The organism is Rhizobium sp. BR 250, from assembly GCF_047445855.1.
Taxonomy (GTDB): domain Bacteria; phylum Pseudomonadota; class Alphaproteobacteria; order Rhizobiales; family Rhizobiaceae; genus Agrobacterium; species Agrobacterium tumefaciens_I.
This window is the reverse complement of sequence record NZ_JARWKW010000003.1, coordinates 202,401-229,039: the sequence shown is the minus strand read 5'-3', so window position 1 is coordinate 229,039 and position 26,639 is coordinate 202,401. Positions and strand designations below refer to the sequence as shown.

The window sequence follows — 26,639 nt, the reverse complement described above, 5'->3', positions numbered from 1 at the left end:
CAGTTTTCCATCTGGGACTGCGTTGAAAAAATCAGGCGATGCCAGCTGCCAGAAGCGCGTGCACGCTTTCATCGAAGTGGCGCGCCATCAGCGTTGAGGCGGTTTGCGGGTCGCCTGCAGCAATGGCCTGTCCGATGGCGATGTGCAGTTCACACGCGGCAAGGCGCTGCGCATCGGAGGTGCGGCTTTTCCAGCCGATCGGCCAGGTCTGGCGTGTCACATTCTGGAAAGCACCGAGAATGAGTTCGAAAACCGGGTTCTTGGAGGCTCTGGCAACAGCAAGGTGAAAGGCAAGGTCGTGTTCCATCACCTTGTCATTGTCGCTGAAATCCCGCTCCATATTGTTCGCGTGGTCGAGGATGGTGAGCGCTTCCGCATCCGCGCGCCTCAGCGCCGCGAGTGTCACGGTTCTGACTTCGATGGTGCGGCGCACGTCGTAAATCTGCTGGATGTTGATCTGCTCGGTGTGAATGCCATGTTCGAACATCAGCGACATCGCGCCATGATCCAGCGTCGCCACGGTGGCGCGCTTGCCGGCGCTGACATCGATCAGCCGCATGGCGGAAAGCGACCGGAAAGCCTCGCGAACGACAGTGCGCGAGACGCCGAGCTGTTGCGAAAGCGAAAGTTCGCTCGGCAGCTTGGCGCCGGGGGCAAGTTCATTTTCGCGGATATGGCGGGTGATCGCGCCGATCGTGCTGCTGACGAGGCCGGACTCATGCGAAATGGCGTTATACATTTTTCCTCCAACCTGTAGTACAGGTTTATGGAAAATTGCTTACAGGATTATATGTGACAAAACAAGCGCCCTTGCCGGCGATTGCGCTTCTTTCCGTGCGGCCAAGGCCTAATCCTTGAAACCCTGCAAAAATCGCTTCAGCAATCCGTTCAGCGCCACGCGCTCCTCTTCGCTGAGATGGGCGACCAGGCGATGCTGGTTTTCGACGTGTGCGCCGACTGCTTCCTCGACGATGGCAAAGCCCTGTTCTGTCAGCGATATCAAGACGCTGCGCCGGTCCTGCGGATTGTGAATGCGTTCCACCAGCCCGGCTTTTTCCAGCTGGTCGATCCGGTTTGTCATGGTGCCGGAACTGACCATGGTCATGGCAAGCAGATCGCCGGGTGAGAGCCGATAGGGTGAGCCCGCGCGACGCAATGTCGCCAGTACGTCGAAAGCCGAGGAGGAGAGGCCGTGTTTCAACAGCACCGCCTCCACCTCGCGGCCAAGATGTGTGCTGAGCCGGTGCAGCCGCCCGAGCAGCCCCATGGGGGCGACATCGAGATCGGGTCGCTCGCTGCGCCATTGTGCGAGAATATGGTCGACGTGGTCCATGGGTTCCTTGCTCATCACCAAGGCATAACAATTGATATCTTGACGTCAAGATAAAATCGACTAAGCTGGATTTATCTTGATGTAGAGATTCTTGAAATGAAGAAAAATACGACCTATGCCGCCGATGTGCTGGTGACCGCGCTTGCCCCCGCCATCTGGGGAACCACCTATTTCGTCACGACGGAATTTTTGCCGCAGGGATATCCGCTGCATGTCGCCATGCTGCGCGCCTTGCCGGCCGGTGTCCTGCTGCTACTTCTCGTCCGAAAGCTGCCGCAGGGCATCTGGTGGCCGCGCAGCTTCATTCTCGGCGCACTGAATTTCTCGTTTTTCTGGGCGATGCTTTTCGTGTCGGCCTATCGGTTGCCGGGCGGTGTCGCGGCAACAGTGGGCGCGGTGCAACCGCTCATCGTCATTGGTCTGTCGCGGCTGTTTCTCTCAACACCGGTGCGGCCGCTTGCCATCGTCGCCGGTTTCCTCGGCATTGCCGGCGTTGCGCTTCTGGTGCTGACGCCGGGTGCGGCGCTGGATGGTATCGGCGTTGCCGCAGGCCTTGCCGGTGCCGTCTCCATGGCCTTCGGAACGGTGCTGACCCGCAAATGGCGCCCGCCGGTCTCGAACCTCACCTTCACAGCCTGGCAATTGACGGCGGGCGGCATTCTTCTTTTGCCGATCGCCTATGTTCTGGAGCCGGCCTTGCCGGCGCCAACGGCCGCCAATATTCTCGGCATGGCCTATCTCGGCCTTATCGGTGCGGCACTCACTTATCTTCTATGGTTTCGTGGGCTCGCCCGCATCGAACCTTCCGCGGCGGCATCGCTCGGTTTTTTAAGTCCTGTCGTGGCGACCCTGCTGGGCTGGCTGGCGCTTGGCCAAAGCCTCGCGCCAGCGCAGATCGCCGGGTTTGTTGCCGTGCTTTTCAGCATCTGGCTCAGTCAGCGCAGCCAGTTGCCGAGGTAGCCCGTCAGGCCCATTCACCCTTGCGCATGACAGGAACCGTGGAGCCATCCGGCTTCACGCCATCGATATCCACCTTGTTGGAGCCGATCATCCAGTCGATATGGATGAGGCTGGAATTGCCGCCCTGCGCCTTGATCTGATCCTGCGACAGCGAGGCGCCGTCGAGGAAGCATTTCGAATAGCACTGGCCGAGCGCGATGTGGCACGAGGCGTTTTCATCGAACAGCGTGTTATAAAACAGGATGCCGCTTGCTGAAATCGGTGAGGAATGCGGCACAAGCGCCACTTCGCCGAGACGCCGCGCGCCTTCATCGGTGTCGAGCACCTTGTTCAGCACGGCTTCGCCCTTCGAAGCCCTGGCGTCTACGATGCGACCGGCTTCGAACTTCACCTGAATATCATCGATCAGGGTTCCCTGATGCGACAGCGGCTTGGTGCTGGAGACGTAACCATCGACGCGCAGCGCATGCGGTGTGGTGAAGACTTCTTCGGTCGGAATATTCGGGTTACAGGTCACGCCGTTCTTGGCCGTGGAGGCGCCGCCATGCCATTCGTGGCCATCCGCCAGGCCGATCTTTACGTCGGTGCCGGGGCCGGTGAAATGCAGCGCAGAGAAGCGTTCGCCATTCAGCCATGCGGAGCGCTTGGCAAGATTGGCATTGTGCTGCGCCCACGCGGCGACGGGATCGGCCACATCCACCCGCGAGGCGGCGAAGATGGCATCCGCGAGCTTGCGCACCGCTTCATCCTCGGTGAGGCCGGGGAAGACCTGCTTTGCCCAGGAGGGGTTGGGATAAGAAATGATGTTCCAGTTGATGTCGAAGTTGGAAATCTTCTCCAGCGCCGGCTTATAGGCCGTGGAATTGGCCTTGTTGGCGCGCGCCACCTTTGCGGGGTCCTGCTCGGCCAGCAGCATGGGGTTGTCGCCGGCAATCGCCAGCCGAGCTGCGCCATTGGCATAGGCCTTCGCCATGCCCTCATAGAGCCAGCCGGAAGCCCGGTCGAAATTCGCGTCGCTGGCGTGGCGATAGCGTGAAAGCGTGGTTTCCTCGTCGGAATAGAAAGTGGTGACCAGTCCGCCGCCCGCCATATAGGCATGCTTGGTCAGAAACCGCACCAGCGGCAGGGCTGCCAGCGGCGCAGTGATCACCAGATCCTGATCCTTCTGCAATTGCAGGCCGACCTTGACGGCGACTTCCGCGAGTTTTTCGAGTTTGACGGGATCGATGGGGGAAACGGTCATGATCTGCCTTCGTCTATTTCAATAGGAGGCGCCGACCATAGCCCATTCCTTCCGAAAGCCAAACGCTTTCAGGAGCGGCCGTTGCACGTCATTCCGCGACCAGAGGGGCGATAATGGCATTCAGCGCTTTCTGGGCATCACGGGGCGAAAGCCTCACCTGCAAACCACGCTGCCCGCCATTCATGTAGACGTAGTCATGCGCCATGGCATCGGCTTCAATGGCTGTCGGCACCTGTTTCTTCTGCCCGAAGGGGCTGATGCCGCCGACATGGTAACCGGTCGCCCGCTCCGCATCGGCGGGTTTCATCATGCTGGCGGATTTGCCGCCAAAGGCGGTGGCAAGTTTCTTCATGCTCACCTCGCGGTCGGAGGGGACAACGACGCAGACCGGCTTGCCGTCCAGTTCCGCCATCAGCGTCTTCAGCACCAGATGCGGCGCCTCACCGATCGCCTCGGCCGCCTGCAGGCCGATGCGGTCGGCATTAGGGTCATAATCATAGGTGACGGTGGTGAAGGCGACGCCGGCCTTCGTCAGCATCTGGGTGGCGCGGGTCGTTTTGGACATGGCGGGCTGTGCTCAGGCAAAAAGGGTCTGGTAGATTTCCGGCTTGAAGCCGACGGTTACCTTGCCCTTTGCCTCCAGCACCGGACGCTTGATCATCGAGGGCTGCTCCAGCATCAGGCCGATGGCCTTTTCGCGCGTAAGATCGGCCTTCTGGCTGTCATCGAGTTTCTTGAAGGTGGTGCCGGCCCGGTTGAGAACCGTCTCCCAGCCCGCGGCATCACACCATGTTTCCAGATGGGCGCGGTCGATACCGGTCGCCTTGTAGTCATGGAAAGAATAATCAACGCTGTTCAATTCCAGCCAGCTTCTGGCCTTCTTCATCGTGTCGCAGTTCTTGATGCCGTAAATCGTGACCGTCATGCTGGCGTCTCTCCATCTTTAGGCCCTCCGGCATAACGAAATATCCATCTTATTCAAGCCGCGCCCAATTTGCCTTGCGCCATTTTGGGGAGCCTGACGTCTGAGCCATGCAAAATCGATGTGGCTGATATCCAAACGAGCGCGAGCAAAGCTGCATGGCTTCCCTGCTGCATCATGAGTTGTAGAACGGGCCGGAAATGCCCATTATCTGGGCATCAAAGATGGAGAGAAAAATGCGTCAGGTTGCAAAGACATCGCGTAACTTCTTCGGTGAAACTTTCGCCGTTCTCGGTGCAGCGCTCTCGGTTTCGGCCGCTGTTCGCGCACATCGCAAGCCCGCCCGCGCCGATCTCGAAGCTCTCGGCATCGACGGCAAGGCTTTCGACAAGGTCCAGCTCTAAGCTGCTTATCGTTGGTAGCGAGGCGAAATCGCCTCGCTTGCGCTTGGCACCGGAATTCCTTCGGTTTTCGGCAGGTGCCTTCGATGATTTGAACTGCGCCTTTGTCGTATAGAAGGCGCGTCCCTGCAGCTACTCAGCAGCAGATAGTTTTAGGCATGGATGCCGTGCTTTTTCAGGCCCACGTTATCGCGCCGCTATCTTACGGGTTGGCCGCTTCGGCAGGCTGAATATTTTTTCCGGCAGATATAATTGGCTCTCTGGCTGCTCGTAGCGGTCCGCCTTCGCCGAAAGCGCGAAGCGTCCTAGAGATTCGTGCCGTGTTTCCCCATTGTGGCTGAAGATGAGCTCGAAGCTGCCAGCCAGCCAGCTATAGGGTTTTTCAACCGGCATAGGATCGATTTTCCCGCAGCCATAGATCATGGTGAGGTGCGGCGTAAACGATGATGCGGCGATATAGGGGAGATTTGCCCGCCAGAGGGCGCGCTGCACCATCTTCGCCAGGGCCCTGAGCTCCAGCATCTCTCGGCTGCTGCCTAGCACCAGACAGTTGCGGTTGCCGAAAAGCGAACTCCCATCGAATGTGATCGGAACGGGCCGCGCCCTTATCTCCCCCAGTGCCGCCTTCAGCCGGTTTACAAGGCCGTGAGGCACGGTGTCGAAACATCCGATACAGAACAGGGTGATATGCAGAAGCTCTGCCGGATGGGCCTCACGCTTCGTCCGCCCTGTGGCGTGGTGCGATGCATCGGCGAAAATTCTCTCCGCCAAGGCCGCCGGCGGTTTCACCACGACAAGGACCTTGCTGCTAAATCGCGGATTGATCCGGCGTTGTTTCTCCGGCTTAAACCCTTCAAGGAAAAGCTGCCTTAACCCTCCTTTATCCGTCAACTCGAAACCCATGACGATGCTCCACGGCCTGTGCCAAGGCCGCGATATTAGCATCACCGGGAAAAATTAAAAGAACAAAAAGAGAACATTGGCCGTTCACACTCACCAGAGGCCAGGAAACAGTCGATAGCGCCTTTCAAGGGCGTAGTCCGAATAGCCCGGCAATTCGGTCTGGAGCAGGCGATCTTCCCAGTAGGTGCGCAGGATCAGCAGGGCGACAGCCAGGACGGCCGGAAGCAGAGCCACCCATGAACCCAATGCGAGCGGTATGCCGACGAACATGGCGATCGCTGCGGTGTAGCCGGGGTGGCGCACGATGCCATAGGGTCCGGAGGTGATCACGTGTTGTCCGCGCTCGGCCTGAATGCGAACACCCGGCTCAAAGAACGGATTGACCGCCTGAGCCCAGGCCGTGAGGGCGATGCCGCCGGCGAGCAGGAGATAACCGATTGTGATGACCAGGGGCGGTACCACGGACCAACCCATCCGGCCCGCATCAAATGCTGCAACCGGAATTTCAGCGGCAAAAGCCAGAAGGATCGCGGTGACGAGGATCAGGTCCCATTTTTTGGTGCCGGGCTGGAACCGGCTGCGGGCGCGGAAAATGACCGGGTTCACGCGCGCAAGGACCAGAGCGGAAAGGCCGAAAGCTGCGATGAGGGTTGCGATAAATATCCAGCCCGGAAGCCAGCCGATCCGCCCGGCAGGCAGAAAGACAAGTGCGATCAGGCTGAGCGGAAAACCAATGGCGTAGAGGATCGCGGCGGTATGCGTCAGGGGTTTCGGATCAGCATCGGATGCCATCAATGCCTCCTCTCAGCGTTCTCATCAGGGTGAACGCTGGCCGCACACTGGCGGTGCTTCGTGAAGGATAGCCGAAATCCTCACGAAAGAGGACAAAAATTCAAGCATGTGAACGGCGCCGGCTGGCGATCCCGGGCGCATATCCCATGGCTCTTCGATCATGGTAGCGCCGCCGCAGCCACGCTACAATGATCGAGATATTCCTATTCCCACTCGATCGTGCCGGGCGGCTTGCTCGTCACGTCGTAGACGACGCGGTTGATGCCGCGCACTTCGTTGATGATGCGGGTTGCCGCACGGCCGAGGAAGTTCATGTCGTAGGGATAGAAATCCGCCGTCATGCCGTCCACTGACGTCACGGCGCGCAGCGCGCAGACGAAGTCATAGGTGCGGTAGTCGCCCATCACGCCCACGGTCTGCACCGGCAACAGCACGGCAAAAGCCTGCCAGATGGTGTCGTAAAGACCAGCCTTGCGGATTTCGTCGAGATAGATCGCATCCGCCTTGCGCAGGATATCGAGCTTCTCTCGCGTAATGGCACCGGGGCAGCGGATCGCGAGACCCGGTCCGGGGAAGGGATGGCGGCCGATGAAGCTGTCCGGCAGGCCGAGTTCGCGGCCAAGCGCGCGCACTTCATCCTTGAAGAGCTCACGCAACGGCTCGACGAGCTGCATGTTCATGCGCTCGGGAAGACCGCCGACATTGTGGTGGCTCTTGATGGTGACGGAAGGTCCGCCGGAAAAGGAAACGCTTTCGATGACGTCAGGATAAAGCGTACCCTGTGCCAGGAAGTTCGGTGCGCCCTTGCCATCGGCGGCGATCTTGGCCGCTTCGGCTTCGAAGACCTCGATGAACAGGCGGCCGATGGTCTTGCGCTTCGCTTCCGGATCGGAAACGCCAGACAATTCGCCGAGGAACAGATCGGCGGCGTCAACGTGAACGAGCGGAATATTGTAATGGTCGCGGAACATGCCGACGACCTGCTCGCTTTCGCCAAGCCGCATCAGGCCATGGTCGACGTAAACGCAGGTCAGCTGGTCACCGATTGCCTCGTGAATGAGGATGGCAGCAACCGAGGAGTCGACGCCGCCGGAAAGTGCGCAGAGCACGCGGCCGGTGCCGACCTGCTCGCGGATCTTGCGGATCATTTCGGCGCGATAGGCGGCCATCGTCCAGTCGGATTTGAGGCCGACGATTTTGTGCACGAAGTTGGAGAGCAGCTTGCCGCCGTCAGGCGTATGCACCACTTCCGGGTGGAACATGGTGGTGTAATAGTGGCGCTTCTCGTCAGCCGCGATGGCGAAGGGAGCATTCTCGGAGGTCGCGATGACCTCGAAACCTTCCGGCAGCTTCGTCACGCGGTCGCCATGGCTCATCCACACCGGATAGCTCTTGCCCTGTTCCCAGAAACCTTCGAACAGCGGGCTAGCCTTCTTGATGTCGATATCGGCGCGGCCGAATTCCGCCGCATGGCCACCTTCGACCACGCCGCCAAGCTGCGTGCAGAGTGTCTGCTGGCCGTAGCAGATGCCGAGGATCGGAACCTTGCTGTCGAACACCGCCTGCGGCGCACGCGGGCTACCTTCGGCCGTCACGGATGCGGGGCCGCCGGAGAAGATCACGCCCTTGGGCTGAAGCTTCTCGAACGCCTCTGCGGCATTCTGGAACGGGTGGATTTCGCAATAGACCCCGGCTTCGCGGATGCGGCGCGCAATCAGCTGCGTCACCTGGCTGCCGAAATCGATGATGAGAATGCTGTCGGGATGGGCTATCTGGGTCATGGCGAGCCTTTAAAGAAAAGCGGGGCTTTAGGCAACCCGGAAGCGGGTGTCAAACGGCGGAAATTTGCGAAAATCGCAAGGTTTCAAAGGGCAATCACACCATCCTCGATGACGCGGCAGAGCCGGTCGACGGCATCGGCGAGCTTTTCGTCGATGATGTGCAGATACTCCGTCCAGTCGTCCACATGGTTCACATCGGCCTTGCCGTCGGAAATACCACGCAGGCCGATGAGGGGTACACCGAAGCGCTGGCAGGCTCGCAAGACAGCAAAGGTCTCCATTTCCACCATATCGGCATCGATCAACCCATAGGCTTCTCCGGAAACGACGTTGCCGCCGGTGGAAAGCCTTGCCTCGGCAATATCGGGTATCCGCAAAGGCAGCGCCACTTCGGCGGGCAGATCGAGAAACGGCGTGCGCCCTTTCTCGAAACCGAAGGCGGAGGCATCCATATCGCGATAGGAAACCGAAACCACCTGATAGATGCCCGTCTGTTCCAGTGTCCGGGAACCGGCGGAGCCGAGCGAAACGACGAGATCGGGCAGATGATCGGCCGCATCGAGACCGGCAAGAATGGCCGTCACCGAAATGGCCGCCTCGACCGGGCCGACGCCGGTCATCAGGGGCGTAATGCGCGCCTGAAGGTGGGGGCCGTATTCGGCGGAAGCCGCCATGACGAAAAGAATGGATTTATTCGCGACATGCGAAAGCCGATAGCTCATCCGGTAATATCCTCGCGCCCCTTCACCACCATCATTGTGCCCGTCATCGAGGCGATCAGCTTCGCCGGCCCATCGGACAGCGCATAGGCACGACCATCCGCCACGATCAGATTGTTGCCGGGCTTGATGATCTCGCCGCGAAACAGAAACCGCTCACCACGTCCCGGCGACATGAGGTTGACCTTGAATTCGATGGTCAGCAGCGAGGCTTCCGGTTCGATGATCGTATAGGCCGCATAAGTGCAGGCGGTATCCAGGCCGGCGGCGATGACGCCCGCATGCAATATGCCATGCTGCTGTGTCAGCTTTTCATGGAAGGGCAGCTCTATTTCCACCAGCCGGTGTTCGATGCGGCTTATCTCGGCATTGATGGCCTGCACCACGCCCTGCCGCGCAAAGCTTCTTTCTATCCGCTGGCGAAAATCGCCGGGATCCGTGATCTCCATGGCCTACCTGCCTGCTTCTGCCCTGTCGCAGACTGACATGGCGCGTGGCGCCGGGCAAGGCAAGGGCCTGCGGTGAATTAGTTCAGCATGCCGATGCTTGCGTTGAGCACCGTGGCAAAGGCGACCCACAAGGCATAGGGCGCGAAAAGCCACATGGATATGCGATCACGGCGATAGGCCAGCGCCATGAAGGCGATGATGCAGATCAGCATGGGAATGATGATGACGAGCGCACCGGCCGGGCTCCGCATGCCGAAAAAGATCGGTGACCACAGGAAATTCAGCGCCATCTGGGTGAACCAGAGGCGCATGCGCGTGCCCATCGGTTGCCGGATCCATGTCCGCGCGCCGGCCATGCCGATCAGCACGTAGAGCGTGGTCCAGACCGGTCCGAAAATCCAGTTGGGGGGATTGAAGAATGGTTTCTGCAGCGATTGATACCATTCGCCCGGCACATTGTTGACACCGATCAGCGCCCGATGGCAACAACAGCAACGACAAAAACAATATACACGGCAAGGTTTTTCATGACGCATCCAATGCGCCGGCCAAGCTTTTGTTCCCCAGCCTTTTCAGTATTTTAGCCGGAAAGGCGCACGATATGCTGGTCCCAGGCCACATCGCTGCGAAGGGCTTCGAAAAATCCGTCATAGGAGGAAACCGCAATACCGCCGGCGGCGGCCGCAACACCTGCCGCTTCCCGTACGGTGACCTCGGACACCACACGTCCGGTCTTTGCATCGAGCGTTACGGCGGCATTGCCGTTCGGCGAGGTCAGGCCCACCAGCCCTTCGTGCCGGTTGACGGCGATGGCCCCGACATAATTGGCAAGCCGCACCGTCGTTTCGTGCGGCAGATCGACGAAGGCAAGATCCTCGCCCTTCGAGAAATGGCCGACTAGCGGCGGAAGATCGTTGCGCGGCCCTTCATATTGGCAGGCGAACCAGATGCGGCCGTCGTCGCCGAGATCGACGTGGCGGGTGGAGAGCTGCCGCAGCTGCTCCGGCATTGCGTGCTTCTGGATCAGCTGGCCGGTGGCGGTATCCAGAAGCACGAGGGACGGTTCCATGCTGTCGATATTGAGCTTTGTGCGGCCGAAATCCGGGTGGGTCTCGATGCCGCCATTGGCGATCACGATCAGCCGTCCGTCATCGCTCACCGTCATGTCATGGGTACCGACACCATGCGCGTCATATTCGCCGATGCGGGCAAAGCCGTTGCGGGCGTCGTAAAGGCCGATGACACCGCGATTGCCGTCGAAGTCGTTTTCACTGGCATAGAGGATTGCGCCGTCGGGTGAGAATTGCCCGTGGCCATAGAAATGGCGGTTGTCCGGCGTGTGCATCACGACAGGCTCCCGACGCTGCACGGGATCAAACGCCATGAAGAAAGTGCCGGGACGGCGCGCGAAGGCCACCGTCATACCGGTTGCATGGCTCGTCGCCATTCCATGGGCGCGGGCGGGAAGCGCAACGCGGTCGATGATCTCGCCGCGCTCGCTCACCGTCGCAATGCCGTAGGATCCATCACGGGCGCGGAAGGCGGAGGCAAAGACGGCGTCTGTGCGTTCCAGCGCATGGAGCGACCGCGGGGCGAGAGCGGCAAGGAAGGGAATACCCGCCGCCTTGATGAAGCTGCGCCGGTCGATCAGCATCCGCTTGCTGCCGGAGGTCATCACTCAGTCTCCGTCAGCAAAGGAAAAGCCGGAACTGAGGCCGATGGCGCCGCCATACTGGTCGTTGAGGCGGTAGATCAGGTCTTTGCCATTGAGCAGCAGGTAATCCACCTTGGCACGCTGATCGTCCTGATCCAACGCCTTTTGCACATCCGTATCGATCGTTCCGGCAACGCGGATCATCGATTTGGCGATGAAGTCGATGGAGTTGACGATGGAGCGCTGATCGGGCGGTACGAGTTCGACCATGTCGGCGGTATGCAGGAGTGTCTGCACCGCCTTGATGTTGGTGGAGATGCTCTTCCAGGTCAGGTCGGAGCGCCAGTAGATGGCGGTGCGGGGAAATCTTGCCTTGTCTGGCCCCTTGTAGAAAGTCTCGATCCGCTGGTCGCGGATCGCCTCTGCACCGTGCACGAGAATACCGAGCAGGGCAACCAGCGCCTCGCGCTCATCACGAAAGACGGGATTGTCCGGTCCGGGCTGTGTCCAGTTTTTCTGGGCGCCGTCAGGTGCGTTCCAGCTGTCGGAAAGCTCCGCCGCCACATTGGCGATATTGCCGGCGATGGCCGCGCCGAAACGGCAGCGGAAATCGCCCTTCTTGTCGAGAAGTTCATCCGCGCCGGTGCCATAAAGCACGAACTCCAGCGCGCCGAGCCCCTGTGCCGCGACGCTCTTGCCTTTCAGGCCGTCGGCGCTGGTGACGCTTTCATCCTTGTCGGCAAGGTAACGCTGCACCTGCTTCAGTCCGAGCCCCTTTTTGTCGGGGTAATAAAGCACGCGTTCGAAGCGGTTCTTCTCGATCACAGGGCCGATACGCACGATCTCGATTGTCGACCAGCTCAAGACCGTTTCAGTAAAAGCCGCCTGTGCTGCCGTTTCCGTCGTTTTGGAGGGTGCCGCGCAGAAGGCCTTCATGCTGCCTTCCAGCATCTCCGCAGATTGCCGGAAATGGTCATAACCGGGCCGGATGAAGCCGTTCACCGCTTTTTCCATCACGCCCCGCACTTGCGCAGGGTCGAGCGGTGGCGGCGGCAACAGTTCCACATCCTGCGCCTTGGCCGGCAGCGTGGTGAGAAGCAGCAGCACGGAGATGACGCCGGAAATTTTTCGCATGGCAAAGTTCATCAAAGGGACTCCAGAAAGGCCAGCAAAGCCTGCCGGTCGGATTTTTGCAAGGCGGCAAAGGCGTCGCGCGCTTTTTGCCCTTCGCCGCCATGCCACAATATGGCTTCCGTCAGGCTGCGCGCGCGCCCGTCATGCAGGTAAAAACCGTTGCCATTCACCTTTTGCGTCAGGCCGATGCCCCAGAGCGGCTGGGTGCGCCAGTGCCGCCCGCTCGCTTCGCCCACCTGCTGGCCATCGGCAAGCTCCTCTCCCATGTCATGCAGGAGGAAGTCCGAATAGGGCCAGATCAGCTGGAAAGAATGCATCGGGTCGGCGGCATCGCGGCGGGTGACGAATTTCGGTGTATGGCAGGCCGTGCAGCCGGAGGTGTAAAATAGCTGTTTGCCCTCAAGAACGGTCGGATCATCGACATTGCGTCGCTGCGGCACGGCCAGGTTTTCGGTGTAGAAGGTCACGAGATCAAGAACCGGGTCCGGCGCTTCCACCGGCCCCAACCGTGGCTGCACGCCGGTCGGCATGGCCAGACAGTCCTTCTGGGCTTCGGTGCAATCGCCATAGGCATTCGGCGCATCCGGTGTGGAAATGCCGATATCGTGAGAAAAGGCGCTGGCGCTCTGGTCGCGTACACTTGCATTTTGGGCTTTCCAGCCAAACCGCCCGAGTTTTATCTCGCCGGTGCGATGGTCCCTGACCCATGCCGGACGCCCGGCGATGCCACCGCCGTTTTTGTCATCGGGGTCTGCGCTGGCGAGAATATCGGCATCGGCAATGGCCTCGATCAGGCCAAGCCCGAGCGTGGGCATGGCGATACGGGCCGAGAGCGTCGTATCGGCACCAAGTGGGCCGTCATGAAGGCCCATCACGCCATAGGCGGGCTTGCGCAGCATCACCAGTTCGCCATCTGCAAGCGTAATCGGTCTTTCCGTATAGGTGATGATCGGTTTGCCTTCAGCGGCGAGGCCGGGAATGGCAAGATTCTGCAACTGCCGGCCATAGGTCTCGTCAGGAAAATTCAGTACCTCGTGGCGGGCAATGGCCTGTCGTTCGGCTTCATTCCGGGCCGGTCGCGCCAGCCGCAGAAACAGGGAAACAGCCTCTTCCCCGGAAAGGGGCGGGCGGCCCCTGCCATCCTTGACATGGCAGGTCTGGCAGGATCTGGCATTAAACAGCGGCCCGAGCCCGTCCGAGGCCTGTGTGGAGGAGGGGGAGGAGACCCAGAGCTTCTGGAACAGCGCGTTGCCGAGCTTGAAATCCTGCTTCCGCTCGAAAGGCATGGTAGCGGAAGGATGGGAAAATGCGCCGCCATCAGCTTTGCCGGTGCTGGTGGTAGCGCCGCCTGACATGGCCTCGAAGGGCTCCGGCTTCGTAAAATCGGTTGTTGGCGCAGTGACGGCCAGCACGCGGCTTCGATCTTTCTCCGTCAGATCGTTCCGCTGCTGTTCGGCATGCGCTATCGACGCCGCAAGGCAGGCTGCCCCGGCGAAAAAGAACGGCTTGCGGATCGATGACAGCAAAAATCGCATGGGAGCAACGGGCCGCAGCGATCTGCGGCCCGCTTTGCCGCTTATTTGAAGACGGCGTTCGGATTGTCGAGGCTGTCGGAGCCTTCAAGCTCGATCTTGCCGAGATCGAGCGCCGCGATGACACGTTCGACAGACTTCGTCTGGTCGAGAAGGCCGTCGATGGCCGCCTGAACCACGGCATTGCCTTCCTTGTTGCCTTCGCCGATCATCTGGTCATAGGCCTCGACGGTCTGGGCGCGCTTTTCCATGGCATGCATGGCATCGAGCGTCTTGTTCAGCTTCGCCAGCATCTCGTCGTTCAGCGCCTTGTCCTTGGCGCCGACGAGTTCCGACAGCGAGGCACCGGTCATCTTCGTGCCGTCTGCGCGGGTATAGTCGCCGGTATAGGCCGAGGCGATGCCAATGGCGTCGTAGAGGTGCGAATTATAGGTATTGTCGGAGAAGCAATCATGCTCCTCTTCCGGATCGTGAAGCAGCAGGCCGAGCTTCATGCGCTCACCGGCCAGCTCACCATAAGAAAGGGAGCCCATGCCGGTCAGAATGGCGGTAAGGCCCGCTTTCGGATCGGCTTCCACGGTTTTCGTCGCTTCGCCCTCGGGAGCCCAGGCATCCACCATCTCCTGAAGATCCTTGATCAGCAGGGTGGAGGCGGATTTCAGGTAATCGGCGCGGCGGTCGCAATTGCCGTTGGTGCATTTTGCCTTGTCATAGTCGGTATAGGGGCGGTTGCCCGCGCCCGGCCCGGTGCCGTTCAGATCCTGGCCCCAGAGCAGGAATTCGATGGCGTGGTACCCGGTCGTCACATTGGCTTCGACATCGCCCGCCTCGTGCAGGCTTTCGATCAGTTCCGGGGTGATTTTGGAGGCATCCACCTCTTCACCGCTGATCTTGATCTTCGGATTGGCGATGATGTTTGCGACGTAAAGTTCGTTCTCGTCGCTTTCCGTGCCGTAGGAGCCATCGACATAGTCGATCAGGCCTTCATCCAGCGGCCAGGCATTCACCTTGCCTTCCCATGCATCGACAAGCGGATTGCCGAAACGGTAGACTTCCGACTGCTGGTAGGGAACACGCGCCTTGATCCAGGCTTCGCGGGCGGCCTTCAGAGTCGCTTCGCTCGGCGTTGCAATCAACGCATCGATCGCCTTGTCCAGCGCCTTCGCCGTGGTCAGCGAATCCTCGTATTTCGCATGCGCGACATCGGCGTAATGCTTGACGACGGCAGCCGCGTCAGTGGCGGCCTGTGCAGGAAGCGCGGTGAAAGCCGCCGATGCGGCAAGAAGCGCGAAAGAGGCGCTGAGAATGGTTTTGCGGATCATGATCCCTCTCCTTGGGCAGGCATGAAAAGACTTCACGCTGCGGCCAGCGAGTTCTGACCCAATCACAAACTTGTGTCAAACATTCTAGTTTAGAATGCTTTGAAACAAGCCCGCGTGGTATTTTCCAAGTAAAATCGCTGCGTGCAAATCGGCTTTTATGCTTTGCGTTTCATCAAGCAGAAGAAGAAACCGTCCGTATCTGTGGTTGCAGGCGTGAGGGTCACTGTCTTGCCATCGGAAGAATGCGGTTTATTCGCATTGCCGCCGAAAATCGACTGCCAGCGCTCCAGAGCCGAACCGATCGAAAATTCCGGGTTTTCCGCGCAGAAGCGCCTGACCTGCTGCTCGTTTTCCTCGGGCAGAACCGAACAGGTGACATAAAGCAGCTCGCCGCCCGGGCGCACGAAGCCTTTCGCCTGCGAAAGCGCCTCGCCCTGCTGTTGCACGCGCTCTTCCAGATTGCGCGCCGTCAGCCGCCATTTGGTGTCGGGGCGGCGGCGCCATGTTCCGGTGCCGGTGCAGGGTGCGTCGACCAGAACGCGGTCGAATTTTTCGTGGAACGGCGTAAGACCCGATGCGCGGTCATGAACCTGCACATTGCGCGTGCCGGCACGCTTCAGCCGCTCGATGATCGGCGCGAGCCGTTTGCGGTCGGCATCGAAGGCGTGGACCTGACCCTTGTTGTTCATGCTGGCAGCCATGGCCAGCGTCTTGCCGCCACCGCCGGCGCAATAATCGAGGATCTGTTCACCTTCATGCGCGCCGGCAAGATCGGCAACAATCTGCGAGCCCTCGTCCTGCACCTCGAACCAGCCCTTCTGGAAGGAGAGTTCGGCGGTGACATTCGGCAGGCGGGAAGGGCCTTCGCCGGCTGGAATGCGCACACCCTGCCGGGCGATTCGGGTGGCTCCCGCGTCGCTTTCCTCGAGCGCTTTCAGAACCTTGTCCCGGTTTGCCTTCAGCGTGTTGGCGCGCAGATCAAGCGTCGGTCGCTCGTTGAGCGCCTGCGCCTCGGCGAGCCAGTGCTCCCCGAAGGCCGTTTCGAAGGAAGATTGCACCCATTCGGGAATATCGCCCTGAATATAGGCCGGTGCGTCGGAAAGTGAACGGGAGAGAAAGGCCTGCTGCCTTTCCGCGTCAGGCGCGGCGGGGGCGAATTTGTCGCCGTCGAATTCCGCCGCCAGTTCCGCAAAGCTTTTGCCCCATTGCCGCAGCAGGACAGCATAGGCAAGGGAGGCGGCGCTATCGTCATCCATCAGCCAGGCGTGCGACAGTTTCATGCGCAACGCGTCATAAACGATATTGCCGATGGCGGCCCTGTCGCCGGAACCGGCAAAACGGTGGGCAAGGCCCCAATCCTTCAGAGCATCGGCGACGGGACGCCTGCGTCCCTCAATATCCGCCAATACTTCGATTGCTCCGGCCAAACGCCCGCCCAAACGCATTGTCTACCTCTTCTTGCTGATAAGCCCGGTTGGTAGACGCGAATGGCGGCGAGGGCAAGGCTCAATCGGCCTTGACGACCTCATAGCAGACCTTGGCAGTGCCGGAGCTGATCATGCCGATGTTCTTGGCTGCAGCCTTGGAAAGATCGAGAACGCGGCCCTTGATGAACGGGCCACGGTCGTTGATGCGCACCACAACGGCCTTGCCGTTGCGGGCATTCGTTACCTTGACCTTGGTGCCGAACCGCAGCGAGCGGTGAGCGGCGGTCAGGTTGGCGGCGTTCATGCGCTCGCCCGAAGCAGTCTTAGAGGTCAACGCATACCACGATGCGCCTCCACAACCATTTGCCGCATTCGCCTGAAGAGGCGCAATGATGGAACAGGCGGCGATAGTTGCAGCGGTGAAAGTTATACGACGGATATTCAACAAACTGTGCTTCCCTGAAAATCGGCCCCGCGCCGATTGATTGTGCCCTTGCTAAACGGCCAAGAACTGGCCTGAACGCCTTTTGATGCGAGATTGTAGGGCGAGGGAAAAATGGCGAAAAAAAGCTGATCTCAAATCACGAACTGTTACAGGCTGTAACATTTGTGATCGTTAGCCGGAAAGCCGTCCATGGGACCTTGCGGCGCAGAAGTGGAAAAAATAACGCAGAATCAATGGTCAATGGAAATGCCGTTGCTAGTCACGGCTTCGTGAATCCACTTCACGAAATGTGAGTGAAATATTTTTCTAATGACTATGATTTTAGCGATTCTTGGGTAGTTAATAAAATCCTAATCGGCTGAAATGGCACGAAAACCATCCGCAAAAACGGCTTTGGAAGGATTTTTCATCGCTTTCGCCGGGGGCGGTTTTCAGCCCCGCCAGAGATCATTTTCCCATAATTGTTTCAGGGACAACCTGTATTCCGGAAAACGAAAATCGAAGCCGAGGGCGCGTATTTTGGCGTTGGAAACGCGCTTGTTCTCGCCATAAAAGGAACGCGCCATCGGCGTCAGATCGGCGGTCTCGAAGGCCTGCTCGGGTGGTGGCTCCACGCCCATCAGGGTTGCTGCGAAGCTCACCACATCCTGCGGCGGGCAGGGTTCGCCGTCCGTCACGTTGAAGATGCCGCGTTCGTTTCTCAACGCCAGAAAAGCAAGTGCCGCACCAATATCCTCGACACGGATGCGATTGAACACCTGGTCCTTCTTCACCAACCGCCTAGCGGTTCCCTTCTCGAAATTCATAAAGGCATTGCGCCCCGGGCCATAAATTCCGGAAAGACGCAGGATGGAAAGCGGCACATCTGCTTTCTGGGCTGCCTCGGTCCAGGCAGCCTCGGCGGTTACCCGTTCCACGGAGCGTGCGGAAACCGGGCGGCAAGGTGTCGTCTCGTCCACCCAGGCGCCGTGATGGTCGCCATAAACGCCGACGGTGGAAAGGTAGGCCACCCATTTCAGATTGGGCAGGAGCTTTTTCAGATCGCCGCCCACAAGCGCTAGCAGCGGATCGCTATCCTTACCCGGTGCGATGGATTGCACGAGATGGGTGACATTGCCCATGGCGGCAATGAGATCGCCACTGAGATGGGCGCCGTCGAAGAGCAACGGCGTCATGCCGGCGGCTGCGAGGTTTGGGAGCTTATCCTGGCTGCGTGTGGTGCCGCAGACACTTGCGGCCTCGGTTTTCAGCGCGTTGGCAATGGCTTTCCCTGAATATCCCGCGCCGAAAATCATCACATGCATGGTTCATGCCTCTGCCAGTTGCCATTCCATTTCCGCTTCCGGATCAGTCTCCGGCGCGCGTGTGGCAGAGTATGTACGGAATTCGTCCCTGTCCATAAGCCGCGACAAAGCCCATGCGGCCATGCCGCGTACTTCTGCAGAAGGATCGGTCTCCGCAAGCGCCTTGCATTGTTCCACAAATTGCCGGTCGGCAGAGTTTCCCGCAGCGATCAGCACGTTGCGGATGAAGCGATTGCGGCCGATGCGCTTGACGGGGGAGCCGCTGAAAAAGCTGCGAAAGGCGGCATCGTCCAGCGTCAGCAGGAAGGCGATGGACGGTTCCTTCAAATCCTCGCGCGCCTGCAGCTTCATCTCGGAGGCGCTGGCCGCGAACTTGTTCCACGGACAGGCGGCAAGGCAATCGTCGCAGCCATAGATGCGGTTGCCGATCATCGGCCGGAATTCGTGCGGGATCGGTCCCTTGTGCTCGATGGTGAGATAGGAGATGCAGCGGCGCGCATCCAGCTGATAGGGAGCGGGGAAGGCCGCCGTCGGACAGGCATCGAGGCAGGCGCGGCAGGAACCGCAATGATCCTTCTCCGCCTCATCCAGACAGAGCTCGGCGGTGGTGAACATGCTGCCCAGAAACAGCCATGAGCCATGGGTGCGGCTGACCAGATTGGTGTGCTTGCCCTGCCAGCCGAGACCGGCGGCGGCGGCGAGTGGCTTTTCCATCACCGGGGCGGTGTCGACGAAGACCTTCACATCCTCACCGGCGCGGGCGGCAAAACGGGTGGCGATTTCCTTCAGCCGTCCCTTGATGATGTCGTGATAATCGCGGTTGCGGGCATAGACCGAAATGGCCGCCTTGTCCGGTTTCGAAAGCAGGTCGCGCGGGTCCTCCTCCGGGCCGTAGTTGAGACCGAACATGACGATGGAGCGCACGTCTCCCCAGAGTGTCTTCGGCTCCGCCCGGCGAGCCTCGGTTTCCTCCATCCACGCCATGGTGCCGTGGTAGCCATTGTCGAGAAACTGCCGCAGCCGCTCCGGTGCGAGCGGAATGCTGTCGGGCGCCGTGATGCGACACAGATCGAAGCCGAGCGAAAGCGCCTCCTGACGGACGAAATCCGTCAGTTTGCGTGCGCGTATCCGCTGCTTGTCGCTGGCAACGTCGATGGCCGTTTCTCCTGCGGGTTAATCTGCGACTTATATAGGCTGAGCCGCAGGTCGCCGCAAATAACCGGAAGGCCGGACCTTAGAAATCCAGATCGGCGTAGTGGGAGGAGGGGGCAAGGCGCGGAATGCGCTCACTGAGGAACGGTCGGAAGGAGGGGCGGGATTTCACCCGCTGATACCATTCCTTGGCAATCGGTGCTTCAAGCCAGTTGATCTCGCCAAGATAGTCCAGCACGGAAACAGCGGCCGCGGCGGCAAGATCGGCATAGCTTAGCCGGTCGCCGGCGAGCCATGTGCGGGATCCGGCCAGCCATTCCAGATATTTGATGTGCTGGCGGATATTGTTGCGGGCGGTGCGCAACAGCTTGGAATCCGGCGGTCCGCCACCCTGTGCCGCCGTCATCTGCAATTTATAGACCCTTTCGCGCACCAGCGGGCGGGTCACGTCATTTTCCATCTTCTGCAGAAACCATTCCGTCAGGCGGCGGATTTCCGCACGCTGAAACGGGTCTTCCGCCAGAAGCCGCCGGTCGCGCTTCAAAACCCCATGCGTTTCGTCAAGAAATTCGGCCAGCACATAAGGTCCGCTCAGGGAGCGCATATTGTCATCGAGATAGACCGGCAGGGTGCCGGCCGGATTGAGCGCCAGAAACTCCCGCCGTCTTTCCCACGGCTGTTCCTCCACGAGATCGGTCTGAAAGCCGTATTCCGCAAGGATCAGACGAACGAACCGGGATGCGGTCGACATCGGGGAGTGATAGAGAGTTGGCATCGGTACTCAATTTTTACGATTGGTTGTTATGATCGGCATTTGCCGGAAAACTTTTTCAGTTTCGCTTCATCAAGACGCTATAAGAGCTTGGCTACTTTAAAACAAGTTTAACGCAATTGCCTTCCATTGCCACTTTCCCCCTGAAAAGAAGGATACCTCATGGGTGACCAATCGATCATCAGCGCACTTCTGCTGGGCATTATCGAGGGTCTGACGGAGTTCATTCCCGTTTCCTCCACGGCGCATGTGCTGCTGGCCGGGCACTTCCTCGGCTTCAAATCACCCGGCAACACCTTTGCCGTTCTCATCCAGCTTGGCGCGATCCTTGCGATTCTTCTTGTTTATTTTCAAAAGCTTGTGTCGATTGCGCTGGCTCTGCCGACAAGCGCCAGGGCGCGGCGTTTCGTGCTGGCTGTCCTTCTTGCCTTCCTGCCGGCGGCGATAATAGGCGCTTTGGCGCATGACTTCATCAAGACGGTGCTGTTCGAAACGCCGATGCTCATCTGCGTCGTTCTCATCATTGGCGGTGTCATTCTGCTGGCGGTCGACCGCATGCCGCTCAAACCGAAATATACCGACATCATGGATTATCCGCCGTCGCTTGCCTTCAAGATCGGCCTTTTCCAGTGCCTGGCGATGATTCCCGGCACCTCGCGCTCCGGCGCCACCATTGTCGGCTCGCTGCTGATGGGCACGGACAAGCGCTCCGCCGCGGAATTTTCGTTCTTCCTGGCCATGCCAACCATGCTCGGCGCTTTCACCCTCGATCTCTACAAGAACCGTGATGCGCTGAGTTTCGATGATAGCGCGCTGATCGCCATCGGTTTCATCGCCGCTTTTGTCTCCGGCCTGTTCGTCGTGCGCTCGCTGCTGGATTTCGTCTCGCGGCGCGGTTTTGCGCCTTTCGCCTGGTGGCGCATCGTCATCGGTTCGCTGGGCCTGATCGCACTTCTGGTCATCGGCTGATCCAGCCTTTTATCCGGACCAAAACAAAAAAGCGCCCCGGAGAACCGGCGGCGCTTTTTCTTTGAAACCTGTAAAGGCCGATCAGTTGGCGCTGATCGAAGCCGTTGCGCAGGGGTCGACGCCATAGGCGGGAGCACAGCCGCTCTTGCCTGCTGCAACCGTTCCCGGCGCCATGAAAGAACCCGCCAGCACCACCAAAGCCGCACACGCAAAAAAGAGTGCGATAGATCTGCCCATTTTATGATTGCCTTTCAGACGTTCGTTCGCGCGGATCATGCCGCCGTGTGTGAAGTGAGGGTTCGGGATATGTTTGGAATGTGGCGAATATCAATAAACGAGCTTGCTGAATACCGGGTTAATACGAAGTCTTTTCCACAGTTGCGCTTGTGCCACGCTTGCGTGTCGAGACCGCACGGCCGTTAACTTTTACCCGGCTCTCCAAGCCCGCCTTCGCCCATTCTGCACCTCCCCCGCAGTTGAGGGGAAAATGCACGAATAGCGGTTTGGTTGCAATTGAATTGCACCAAAACAAAAAGCGGGAATGGCTCCCGCTTCCGTTTAAATCGTCAAGGTCCGAGGACGGGTTTCAGGCAGCCTTGCCCGCGTTTGAGAACTGGCCGTGCGGGCGATACTGCACCATGTAGGACGGCAGAACCGAAGCGACGCGAACAGGCGTGATACCGATGCCTTCCAGTGTCAGGCCGTTCTTTTCAGCCTCGGCGGAAACGACATTGTCCTTTTTCAGCATGGTCACCTGATCGGGAGTCAGGGGCGGTGCAATCAGCGGAACCAGCGATGCGACCTTGCCGATCATCGAGGCCACGCCGAAGGGCAGGTTGACGAAGGAACGCTCGCGATAGGTCGCGGCAAGAACCGCCTCGAGACAGTCACGGAAGGTCATCACGTCCTGGCCGCCGAGTTCATAAATCGCGCCGGGCTTCAGCTTGCCATCGACGCCGCGCGCGACGGCTTCCGCCACATCCTCGACATAGACCGGCTGGAACCTGGTTTTTCCACCGCCAATCAGCGGCAGGAACGGCATGCTGCGGGCCATCTTGGCAAATTTGTTGAAGAAATCGTCTTCCGGTCCGAAAATGATCGACGGGCGCAGGATCACGGCGCCAGGAAGGATGGAATGAATGGCGGCTTCGGCGCGGCCCTTGGTGCGGCCATAACCGGTCGGCGAACTGGCGTCTGCACCGATGGCGGAAATATGCGTCAGCGTGGCGCCGGCGTCGCGGGCCGCTTCGGCAATGGCTTTCGCACCGAATTCCTGTACGGCGTCAAAGGTATTGCGGCCGCTTTCCGTCAGGATGCCGACGCAATTGACCACATGGTCGGCGTCTTCCACGGCTTTGACGATGGAGTCGCGATAACGCAGGTTCGCCTGGGCGAAGGAAATCTGACCGACATTGCCGAGCGGCTGCAGGAAGCCGGCAAGATCGGGGCGGCGTACGGCGACGCGGATACGGTAACCGCGCTTGGCGAGCATTCTCACGACATGCCGCCCGACAAAACCCGAACCGCCGAAAACGGTGACGAGGGGTGGAAGGTTGGCCAAGGTCATGGGAGGCTCCTCAGAAGCTGTCGATAAAGCGTTTTTCAGTCTCTTAGCCCAAAGCCGCGCGCGCGTGAAGAGAGGTTGTCGCAAGGCCCGAGGCTAGTTTTGGAAATGCGGTTGACGGCCGTCAAATTCCTTCGATGATCACCATTTCCGCATCTGCGACTTCCTGGCGGATTTTGGCGGCCGCCTGGTATTCGGGAGAATTATAGCAATCGATGGCGTGCTGCACCGAAGGGAACTCGATGACGACGTTGCGCGCACGCGCCTTGCCTTCCAGCTCGGTCAAAGCACCGCCACGGGCCAGAAAATTGGCGCCAAAGCGCTCGAAAGCGGGTTTCGCCGTCGTCACATAGTCCTTGTAGCGTTCGCTGTCGCGCACATCGACGCGGGCGATCCAATATCCCTTGGGCATGTCGTCTCCTCCGATTGTCGTTACTGATTGGCCGGAAAACTGGCGCGCAGCATGTCGTCCAGAATGGCGCGGGCCGCCGCTTTCGGGTCTTCCGCTCTGACGATGGGGCGGGCGACAACCAGATGGCTGGAACCGGCCTTGATGGCGTCATAAGGCGTCATCACCCGCTTCTGATCGCCGAGATCGGCACCGGCGGGGCGAATGCCGGGGGTGACCACGGCAAGGTCCGGACCGAGGATTTCCCGCACGGCGGTTGATTCCTCCGCCGAACAGACGATGCCGCCCATGCCTGCCTCGCGTGCCTGTTCCGCCCGGCGCAGCACCAGTGAACGGGCGTCGGATGCGTAACCGGCTTCGACCAGATCGCTGTCATCCATGGAGGTCAGCACGGTGACGCCCAGCAGGCAAAGCCCGGAACCTTCCGCCGCCTTGACGGCAGCACGCATGGCTTTCGGGTAGGCATGCAACGTCAGCATCGACATGCCCATGCGGGCGATGTTTTCGACGCCGGAGGCGACGGTATTGTCGATATCGAGCAGCTTCATGTCGAGAAAGACCTTCTTGCCGCTCTGCACAAGGTCACGCGCGAATTCGAGGCCGCCTGCAAATACCAGCTGATAACCGATCTTGTAGAAGAGAACCTCGTCGCCGATTTTCGAGACGATGTCTTCTGCCTGCTGCACAGTCGGAACATCCAGCCCGACGATGAGTTTTTCGCGCGCGGTCATTGTCTTATCCCTGCCATGTTTCCATTGCCGTCCAGTCGCATGTGGGGGACGCGGCTGCAAGTGAAAACTCGGCGATGGAGAAGCGGAAAAGATTGCCGCCACCCGCCGGCTGGTCCTTGCTGCGGCTGATGCCTCGGCCCTCGATATGGCATTTCAGAAGTGTGCCCACGCCACCATGGCCGACAAAGGCAATAGGCTGCTGCGGGTCGTGCCGGTCAAGAACGGCTTTGATGGCCCCGACGATCCGCGCCTGCGCGTCGATTGCACGCTCCCAACCGTGAAAACTCTCCTCGGGATGGGCGAAGAACCAGTCCGCGGCCTTCTCGAATTCCGGCGGCGGCAGGAAACCGGTGGCGGACCGGTCGTTTTCATGCATCGCCTCGACGATCTCCATTTCTGCGCCCGATGTCTCGGCAAGGACACGGGCGGTTTCGATCGCCTTGGTTTCGGCGCTGGAAACGATGCGCCGCAATGCCTTCGCCCAGGGGAGGCGGCTTGCCTCCCGCGTCCGTTCGACACCCCTGTCCGAAAGCCCCCATTCGGGGACGGGAACAGCCGGATCGATCTTGACCTGGGGGTGAGTGATATAGAGCGCATGCATGGGGTTCGGTCCTCAAGGGCGATGGAAAGGGTAAATCGACACCCTAACCATTCGTCACGACCGGGAAATGACGGGTTCCGGCAGTTTGCCGAGTATCAGGCCCGCGTATAGGTCCACAATTGCGCCGGCGGAATATTGCGCACGATGAAATCGAAATGGCGGATGTGGTAGAGATGCGGCTGCGCGACGATCGGGGAAATCGGACCGTAGGATATCTGCACCACGGGGCGGCCATGCGGCACGCGCTTCAGCAATTCGTCGAGAAGCTTGATGCGGGCGGCCATCGGAAAATTCAGCATCGGCACGGCGGAGACGACGCTGTCGAACATCTGGCCCTTGTGCTCACCAAGCGTCGCATCAAGATCGAAGGCGTCGCCATTGATGAAATTAACGCCCGGATAGCTCCGGAGCAGCTGATTGTAGAAATCGGTCGAATATTCGATGGCGGTCAGGTTCTCCGGCTTGATGCCGCGCGCCAGAATGGCCTTGGTTATGACGCCGGTGCCGGGACCAAGCTCCAGAACCGGCAGGCCGGAATGGGGATTGATGACACTCGCCATTTTTTTCGCGGTGATGGACGATGTCGGGACGATGGCGCCCACTTTTTTCGGCTGGCTGACCATGCCCTTGAAAAAGCGGATTTCTTCCTCGAACTTCTGTTCAAGGCGTTGCTTCAGGTTGAGTGCCATGATTCCCCTCGGATATATTGGTCATTGTCAAAAAACTGTTACGCAATGTTGATCCCATTTGGCGCAAAAACAAGGCAAAATGTCGTAACTGAGAAAATTCGGTTACGGATCGAAATGCCTGTCCGCCGAATCAAAAAACGCCGATGAAATGATCCACCGGCGTTTCTGGTAAAAATTGAAGAAAACGGCCGGTTTTAAACGCGCATCGGCATCAGAACATAGAGCGCATCGTCACCGGCGGTGTCGCGAACGAGCGTCGGCGAGCCGGCATCGGCCAGCAGGAAAATCGCATCGTCGCCGGAAAGCTGTGAGGTGATGTCGAGCAGATATTTGGCGTTGAAGCCGATTTCCATCGAATCATTGTCATAACCGACAGCCACTTCTTCCGTCGCACTGCCCGAATCCGGGTTGTTGACGGTCAGCGTCAGCTGGCCATTGGTCAAGGCCAGCTTCACGGCGCGGCCGCGCTCGGAAGAAATGGTCGAGACGCGGTCGACAGCCTGCGCGAAGGTCTGGCAATCGACACGCATTTCCTTGTCGTTGCCGGTCGGGATCACGCGCTGGTAATCGGGGAAGGTGCCGTCGATCAGCTTCGAGGTCAGAACGACCGAGCCAATGGTCAGGCGGATCTTCGCATCCGAGACTTCGACCGTGACTTCCAGTTCCGGATTGTCCATCAGCTTCTGCAATTCACCGACGGTCTTGCGCGGAATGATGATGCCCGGCATGCCTTCGGAGCCGGAAGGCGCATCCACATCGGCGCGCGCCAGGCGGTGACCGTCGGTGGCGACGGCGCGCAGCTTCAGTTCGCCATTGCTTTCGATGGTGTGGAAGAAAATGCCGTTCAGGTAATAACGTGTCTCTTCGGTCGAAATCGCAAACTGTGTCCGGTCGATTAGCATCTTCAGATCCGTCGCCTTCAGCTTGAAGGTGTGGCTGAAGGTGCCGGCGGTCAGATCGGGGAAATCCCCTTCCGGCAGGCATTGCAGCGAGAATTTCGAGCGGCCGGAGGCAACGGTCATGGAGGACCCGTCCGGGTTGGTCGCCAGAAGCACTTCCGAACCATCTGGCAGCTTGCGCACGATTTCATAAAGCAGATGCGCCGGCACGGTGGTGGCGCCCGCCTGCTCCACCATGGCCGGGGTCGCTTCGGTGATTTCGAGATCGAGGTCGGTCGCCTTCATGTCCAGATTGGCACCGGAGGCGCGCAGGAGGACGTTGGACAGGATCGGGATCGTGTTGCGACGCTCGACGACCCGGTGGACGTGGTTCAGCGATTTCAGAAGGTTCGACCGCTCAAGAGTAATACGCATGGACGCTACCGCTTTCAACCGTTGCGAACCGGCCACCGCCGGATCGGCAAGAAGAGTCTTCACCGGCCAAAAGCCGGACAATGTGGACGGGCAAAATGGCAGAGTTATTGCAGAAAAT

29 protein-coding genes and 1 pseudogene are annotated in these 26,639 nt (G+C 59.6%); 3 read left to right on the top strand and 27 right to left on the bottom strand.

Annotated features, from left to right (window positions below):
• Positions 1-31: 31 nt before the first annotated feature.
• Positions 32-739 (bottom strand): FadR/GntR family transcriptional regulator, encoded by a 708-nt coding sequence (locus tag QD336_RS06385; protein WP_269341594.1) that lies wholly within the window; start codon positions 737-739, stop codon positions 32-34.
• 108 nt (positions 740-847) lie between these two features.
• On the bottom strand, positions 848-1,348 hold the full coding sequence (locus QD336_RS06380) for a MarR family winged helix-turn-helix transcriptional regulator (RefSeq protein WP_269341596.1): 501 nt from the start codon (positions 1,346-1,348) through the stop codon (positions 848-850).
• An 81-nt stretch (positions 1,349-1,429) separates the two neighbouring features.
• Between QD336_RS06380 and pecM the strand changes: the two genes are divergently transcribed.
• Positions 1,430-2,293, top strand: coding sequence for a 4-hydroxybenzaldehyde efflux transporter PecM (gene pecM / locus QD336_RS06375; RefSeq protein WP_499169876.1), 864 nt, complete (start codon positions 1,430-1,432; stop codon positions 2,291-2,293).
• A gap of 4 nt (positions 2,294-2,297) precedes the next feature.
• Here pecM and QD336_RS06370 read toward each other — a convergent pair whose 3' ends face one another.
• The 3 genes from QD336_RS06370 to QD336_RS06360 all read right to left on the bottom strand — a co-directional run bounded on the left by QD336_RS06370 (position 2,298) and on the right by QD336_RS06360 (position 4,461).
• Positions 2,298-3,536: an aminopeptidase gene (locus tag QD336_RS06370; RefSeq protein WP_499169874.1), complete on the bottom strand. Its 1,239-nt coding sequence runs from the start codon at positions 3,534-3,536 to the stop codon at positions 2,298-2,300.
• Between the two features lie 88 nt (positions 3,537-3,624).
• Positions 3,625-4,101 carry a Cys-tRNA(Pro) deacylase gene (gene ybaK / locus QD336_RS06365; protein ID WP_269341600.1) on the bottom strand — a complete coding sequence of 159 codons (477 nt, stop codon included), beginning with the start codon at positions 4,099-4,101 and terminating at the stop codon, positions 3,625-3,627.
• Positions 4,102-4,113: 12 nt separating this feature from the next.
• Positions 4,114-4,461 carry an ArsC family reductase gene (locus QD336_RS06360; protein ID WP_499169873.1) on the bottom strand — a complete coding sequence of 116 codons (348 nt, stop codon included), beginning with the start codon at positions 4,459-4,461 and terminating at the stop codon, positions 4,114-4,116.
• Positions 4,462-4,694: 233 nt separating this feature from the next.
• Here QD336_RS06360 and QD336_RS06355 point away from each other — a divergent pair, with 233 nt between their 5' ends.
• Positions 4,695-4,862 (top strand): hypothetical protein, encoded by a 168-nt coding sequence (locus QD336_RS06355; protein WP_003503889.1) that lies wholly within the window; start codon positions 4,695-4,697, stop codon positions 4,860-4,862.
• Between the two features lie 183 nt (positions 4,863-5,045).
• Here QD336_RS06355 and QD336_RS06350 read toward each other — a convergent pair whose 3' ends face one another.
• From QD336_RS06350 to QD336_RS06280, 15 genes and pseudogenes are all read right to left on the bottom strand, one after another.
• On the bottom strand, positions 5,046-5,762 hold the full coding sequence (locus QD336_RS06350; RefSeq protein WP_499169872.1) for a 2'-5' RNA ligase family protein: 717 nt from the start codon (positions 5,760-5,762) through the stop codon (positions 5,046-5,048).
• A 90-nt stretch (positions 5,763-5,852) separates the two neighbouring features.
• The gene (locus QD336_RS06345) at positions 5,853-6,554 is read right to left on the bottom strand and encodes a methyltransferase family protein (RefSeq protein WP_499169871.1); all 702 of its coding nucleotides are present in this window, start codon (positions 6,552-6,554) and stop codon (positions 5,853-5,855) included.
• A gap of 203 nt (positions 6,555-6,757) precedes the next feature.
• Positions 6,758-8,335, bottom strand: a complete 1,578-nt coding sequence (gene guaA / locus QD336_RS06340; protein WP_499169870.1) for a glutamine-hydrolyzing GMP synthase — start codon at positions 8,333-8,335, stop codon at positions 6,758-6,760.
• Between the two features lie 83 nt (positions 8,336-8,418).
• Positions 8,419-9,057, bottom strand: a complete 639-nt coding sequence (locus tag QD336_RS06335) for a 5'-methylthioadenosine/S-adenosylhomocysteine nucleosidase (protein WP_499169869.1) — start codon at positions 9,055-9,057, stop codon at positions 8,419-8,421.
• Positions 9,054-9,503 (bottom strand): PaaI family thioesterase, encoded by a 450-nt coding sequence (locus QD336_RS06330; protein ID WP_003520131.1) that lies wholly within the window; start codon positions 9,501-9,503, stop codon positions 9,054-9,056. Before QD336_RS06330 ends, QD336_RS06335 begins: the two co-directional genes overlap by 4 nt.
• Before the next feature lie 77 nt (positions 9,504-9,580).
• Positions 9,581-10,032, bottom strand: a pseudogene (locus QD336_RS06325) (TspO/MBR family protein).
• A gap of 51 nt (positions 10,033-10,083) precedes the next feature.
• Complete coding sequence (locus QD336_RS06320; protein ID WP_499169868.1) at positions 10,084-11,178, bottom strand: DUF1513 domain-containing protein; 1,095 nt, start codon at positions 11,176-11,178, stop codon at positions 10,084-10,086.
• Between the two features lie 3 nt (positions 11,179-11,181).
• Positions 11,182-12,303 (bottom strand): imelysin family protein, encoded by a 1,122-nt coding sequence (locus QD336_RS06315; RefSeq protein ID WP_499169867.1) that lies wholly within the window; start codon positions 12,301-12,303, stop codon positions 11,182-11,184.
• On the bottom strand, positions 12,303-13,826 hold the full coding sequence (locus QD336_RS06310; RefSeq protein ID WP_499169865.1) for a di-heme oxidoreductase family protein: 1,524 nt from the start codon (positions 13,824-13,826) through the stop codon (positions 12,303-12,305). The genes QD336_RS06315 and QD336_RS06310 overlap by 1 nt, the downstream gene beginning before the upstream one ends.
• A gap of 41 nt (positions 13,827-13,867) precedes the next feature.
• Positions 13,868-15,145 carry an imelysin family protein gene (locus tag QD336_RS06305; protein ID WP_499169864.1) on the bottom strand — a complete coding sequence of 426 codons (1,278 nt, stop codon included), beginning with the start codon at positions 15,143-15,145 and terminating at the stop codon, positions 13,868-13,870.
• Positions 15,146-15,300: 155 nt separating this feature from the next.
• Positions 15,301-16,590, bottom strand: a complete 1,290-nt coding sequence (locus QD336_RS06300) for an RsmB/NOP family class I SAM-dependent RNA methyltransferase (protein ID WP_499169863.1) — start codon at positions 16,588-16,590, stop codon at positions 15,301-15,303.
• A gap of 61 nt (positions 16,591-16,651) precedes the next feature.
• Complete coding sequence (locus tag QD336_RS06295; RefSeq protein ID WP_269341622.1) at positions 16,652-17,020, bottom strand: septal ring lytic transglycosylase RlpA family protein; 369 nt, start codon at positions 17,018-17,020, stop codon at positions 16,652-16,654.
• Positions 17,021-17,448: 428 nt separating this feature from the next.
• Positions 17,449-18,321 carry an SDR family oxidoreductase gene (locus QD336_RS06290; protein ID WP_499169861.1) on the bottom strand — a complete coding sequence of 291 codons (873 nt, stop codon included), beginning with the start codon at positions 18,319-18,321 and terminating at the stop codon, positions 17,449-17,451.
• A gap of 3 nt (positions 18,322-18,324) precedes the next feature.
• The gene (gene queG / locus QD336_RS06285) at positions 18,325-19,476 is read right to left on the bottom strand and encodes a tRNA epoxyqueuosine(34) reductase QueG (protein ID WP_499170026.1); all 1,152 of its coding nucleotides are present in this window, start codon (positions 19,474-19,476) and stop codon (positions 18,325-18,327) included.
• Between the two features lie 79 nt (positions 19,477-19,555).
• A complete protein-coding gene (locus tag QD336_RS06280) occupies positions 19,556-20,248 on the bottom strand; it encodes a glutathione S-transferase family protein (RefSeq protein WP_003520121.1) in 693 nt (230 codons plus the stop codon).
• A 159-nt stretch (positions 20,249-20,407) separates the two neighbouring features.
• Here QD336_RS06280 and QD336_RS06275 point away from each other — a divergent pair, with 159 nt between their 5' ends.
• A complete protein-coding gene (locus tag QD336_RS06275) occupies positions 20,408-21,214 on the top strand; it encodes an undecaprenyl-diphosphate phosphatase (RefSeq protein ID WP_499169859.1) in 807 nt (268 codons plus the stop codon).
• An 81-nt stretch (positions 21,215-21,295) separates the two neighbouring features.
• Here QD336_RS06275 and QD336_RS06270 read toward each other — a convergent pair whose 3' ends face one another.
• From QD336_RS06270 to dnaN, 7 genes are all read right to left on the bottom strand, one after another.
• Positions 21,296-21,451, bottom strand: coding sequence for a hypothetical protein (locus tag QD336_RS06270; protein ID WP_006310141.1), 156 nt, complete (start codon positions 21,449-21,451; stop codon positions 21,296-21,298).
• 349 nt (positions 21,452-21,800) lie between these two features.
• Entirely contained in the window at positions 21,801-22,781 is a 981-nt protein-coding gene (locus tag QD336_RS06265) for a complex I NDUFA9 subunit family protein (protein WP_269341627.1), read from the bottom strand.
• Between the two features lie 121 nt (positions 22,782-22,902).
• Positions 22,903-23,190 carry a DUF1330 domain-containing protein gene (locus tag QD336_RS06260; protein WP_499169857.1) on the bottom strand — a complete coding sequence of 96 codons (288 nt, stop codon included), beginning with the start codon at positions 23,188-23,190 and terminating at the stop codon, positions 22,903-22,905.
• 20 nt (positions 23,191-23,210) lie between these two features.
• Positions 23,211-23,918, bottom strand: a complete 708-nt coding sequence (gene pyrF / locus QD336_RS06255; RefSeq protein WP_010970804.1) for an orotidine-5'-phosphate decarboxylase — start codon at positions 23,916-23,918, stop codon at positions 23,211-23,213.
• A 4-nt stretch (positions 23,919-23,922) separates the two neighbouring features.
• The gene (locus tag QD336_RS06250) at positions 23,923-24,519 is read right to left on the bottom strand and encodes a histidine phosphatase family protein (protein ID WP_499169855.1); all 597 of its coding nucleotides are present in this window, start codon (positions 24,517-24,519) and stop codon (positions 23,923-23,925) included.
• 95 nt (positions 24,520-24,614) lie between these two features.
• On the bottom strand, positions 24,615-25,208 hold the full coding sequence (gene pmtA / locus QD336_RS06245; protein ID WP_003503844.1) for a phospholipid N-methyltransferase PmtA: 594 nt from the start codon (positions 25,206-25,208) through the stop codon (positions 24,615-24,617).
• A gap of 194 nt (positions 25,209-25,402) precedes the next feature.
• On the bottom strand, positions 25,403-26,521 hold the full coding sequence (gene dnaN / locus QD336_RS06240) for a DNA polymerase III subunit beta (protein ID WP_269341636.1): 1,119 nt from the start codon (positions 26,519-26,521) through the stop codon (positions 25,403-25,405).
• Positions 26,522-26,639: the final 118 nt, after the last annotated feature.

Bases quoted from the DNA above. Each gene is read 5' to 3' on its own strand.
- QD336_RS06330 (WP_003520131.1), bottom strand. From the start codon at position 9,503: ATGGAGATCACGGATCCCGGCGATTTTCGCCAGCGGATAGAAAGAAGC.
- QD336_RS06250 (WP_499169855.1), bottom strand. From the start codon at position 24,519: ATGCATGCGCTCTATATCACTCACCCCCAGGTCAAGATCGATCCGGCT.
- QD336_RS06305 (WP_499169864.1), bottom strand. From the start codon at position 15,145: ATGATCCGCAAAACCATTCTCAGCGCCTCTTTCGCGCTTCTTGCCGCA.
- QD336_RS06275 (WP_499169859.1), top strand. From the start codon at position 20,408: ATGGGTGACCAATCGATCATCAGCGCACTTCTGCTGGGCATTATCGAG.
- dnaN (WP_269341636.1), bottom strand. From the start codon at position 26,521: ATGCGTATTACTCTTGAGCGGTCGAACCTTCTGAAATCGCTGAACCAC.
- QD336_RS06260 (WP_499169857.1), bottom strand. From the start codon at position 23,190: ATGCCCAAGGGATATTGGATCGCCCGCGTCGATGTGCGCGACAGCGAA.
- QD336_RS06385 (WP_269341594.1), bottom strand. From the start codon at position 739: ATGTATAACGCCATTTCGCATGAGTCCGGCCTCGTCAGCAGCACGATC.
- QD336_RS06280 (WP_003520121.1), bottom strand. From the start codon at position 20,248: ATGCCAACTCTCTATCACTCCCCGATGTCGACCGCATCCCGGTTCGTT.
- QD336_RS06270 (WP_006310141.1), bottom strand. From the start codon at position 21,451: ATGGGCAGATCTATCGCACTCTTTTTTGCGTGTGCGGCTTTGGTGGTG.
- QD336_RS06370 (WP_499169874.1), bottom strand. From the start codon at position 3,536: ATGACCGTTTCCCCCATCGATCCCGTCAAACTCGAAAAACTCGCGGAA.
- QD336_RS06265 (WP_269341627.1), bottom strand. From the start codon at position 22,781: ATGACCTTGGCCAACCTTCCACCCCTCGTCACCGTTTTCGGCGGTTCG.
- QD336_RS06360 (WP_499169873.1), bottom strand. From the start codon at position 4,461: ATGACGGTCACGATTTACGGCATCAAGAACTGCGACACGATGAAGAAG.
- QD336_RS06310 (WP_499169865.1), bottom strand. From the start codon at position 13,826: ATGCGATTTTTGCTGTCATCGATCCGCAAGCCGTTCTTTTTCGCCGGG.
- QD336_RS06355 (WP_003503889.1), top strand. From the start codon at position 4,695: ATGCGTCAGGTTGCAAAGACATCGCGTAACTTCTTCGGTGAAACTTTC.
- QD336_RS06290 (WP_499169861.1), bottom strand. From the start codon at position 18,321: ATGCATGTGATGATTTTCGGCGCGGGATATTCAGGGAAAGCCATTGCC.
- QD336_RS06345 (WP_499169871.1), bottom strand. From the start codon at position 6,554: ATGGCATCCGATGCTGATCCGAAACCCCTGACGCATACCGCCGCGATC.
- QD336_RS06380 (WP_269341596.1), bottom strand. From the start codon at position 1,348: ATGAGCAAGGAACCCATGGACCACGTCGACCATATTCTCGCACAATGG.
- QD336_RS06335 (WP_499169869.1), bottom strand. From the start codon at position 9,057: ATGAGCTATCGGCTTTCGCATGTCGCGAATAAATCCATTCTTTTCGTC.
- QD336_RS06300 (WP_499169863.1), bottom strand. From the start codon at position 16,590: ATGCGTTTGGGCGGGCGTTTGGCCGGAGCAATCGAAGTATTGGCGGAT.
- pecM (WP_499169876.1), top strand. From the start codon at position 1,430: ATGAAGAAAAATACGACCTATGCCGCCGATGTGCTGGTGACCGCGCTT.
- QD336_RS06320 (WP_499169868.1), bottom strand. From the start codon at position 11,178: ATGACCTCCGGCAGCAAGCGGATGCTGATCGACCGGCGCAGCTTCATC.
- QD336_RS06350 (WP_499169872.1), bottom strand. From the start codon at position 5,762: ATGGGTTTCGAGTTGACGGATAAAGGAGGGTTAAGGCAGCTTTTCCTT.
- pmtA (WP_003503844.1), bottom strand. From the start codon at position 25,208: ATGGCACTCAACCTGAAGCAACGCCTTGAACAGAAGTTCGAGGAAGAA.
- pyrF (WP_010970804.1), bottom strand. From the start codon at position 23,918: ATGACCGCGCGCGAAAAACTCATCGTCGGGCTGGATGTTCCGACTGTG.
- ybaK (WP_269341600.1), bottom strand. From the start codon at position 4,101: ATGTCCAAAACGACCCGCGCCACCCAGATGCTGACGAAGGCCGGCGTC.
- QD336_RS06315 (WP_499169867.1), bottom strand. From the start codon at position 12,303: ATGAACTTTGCCATGCGAAAAATTTCCGGCGTCATCTCCGTGCTGCTG.
- guaA (WP_499169870.1), bottom strand. From the start codon at position 8,335: ATGACCCAGATAGCCCATCCCGACAGCATTCTCATCATCGATTTCGGC.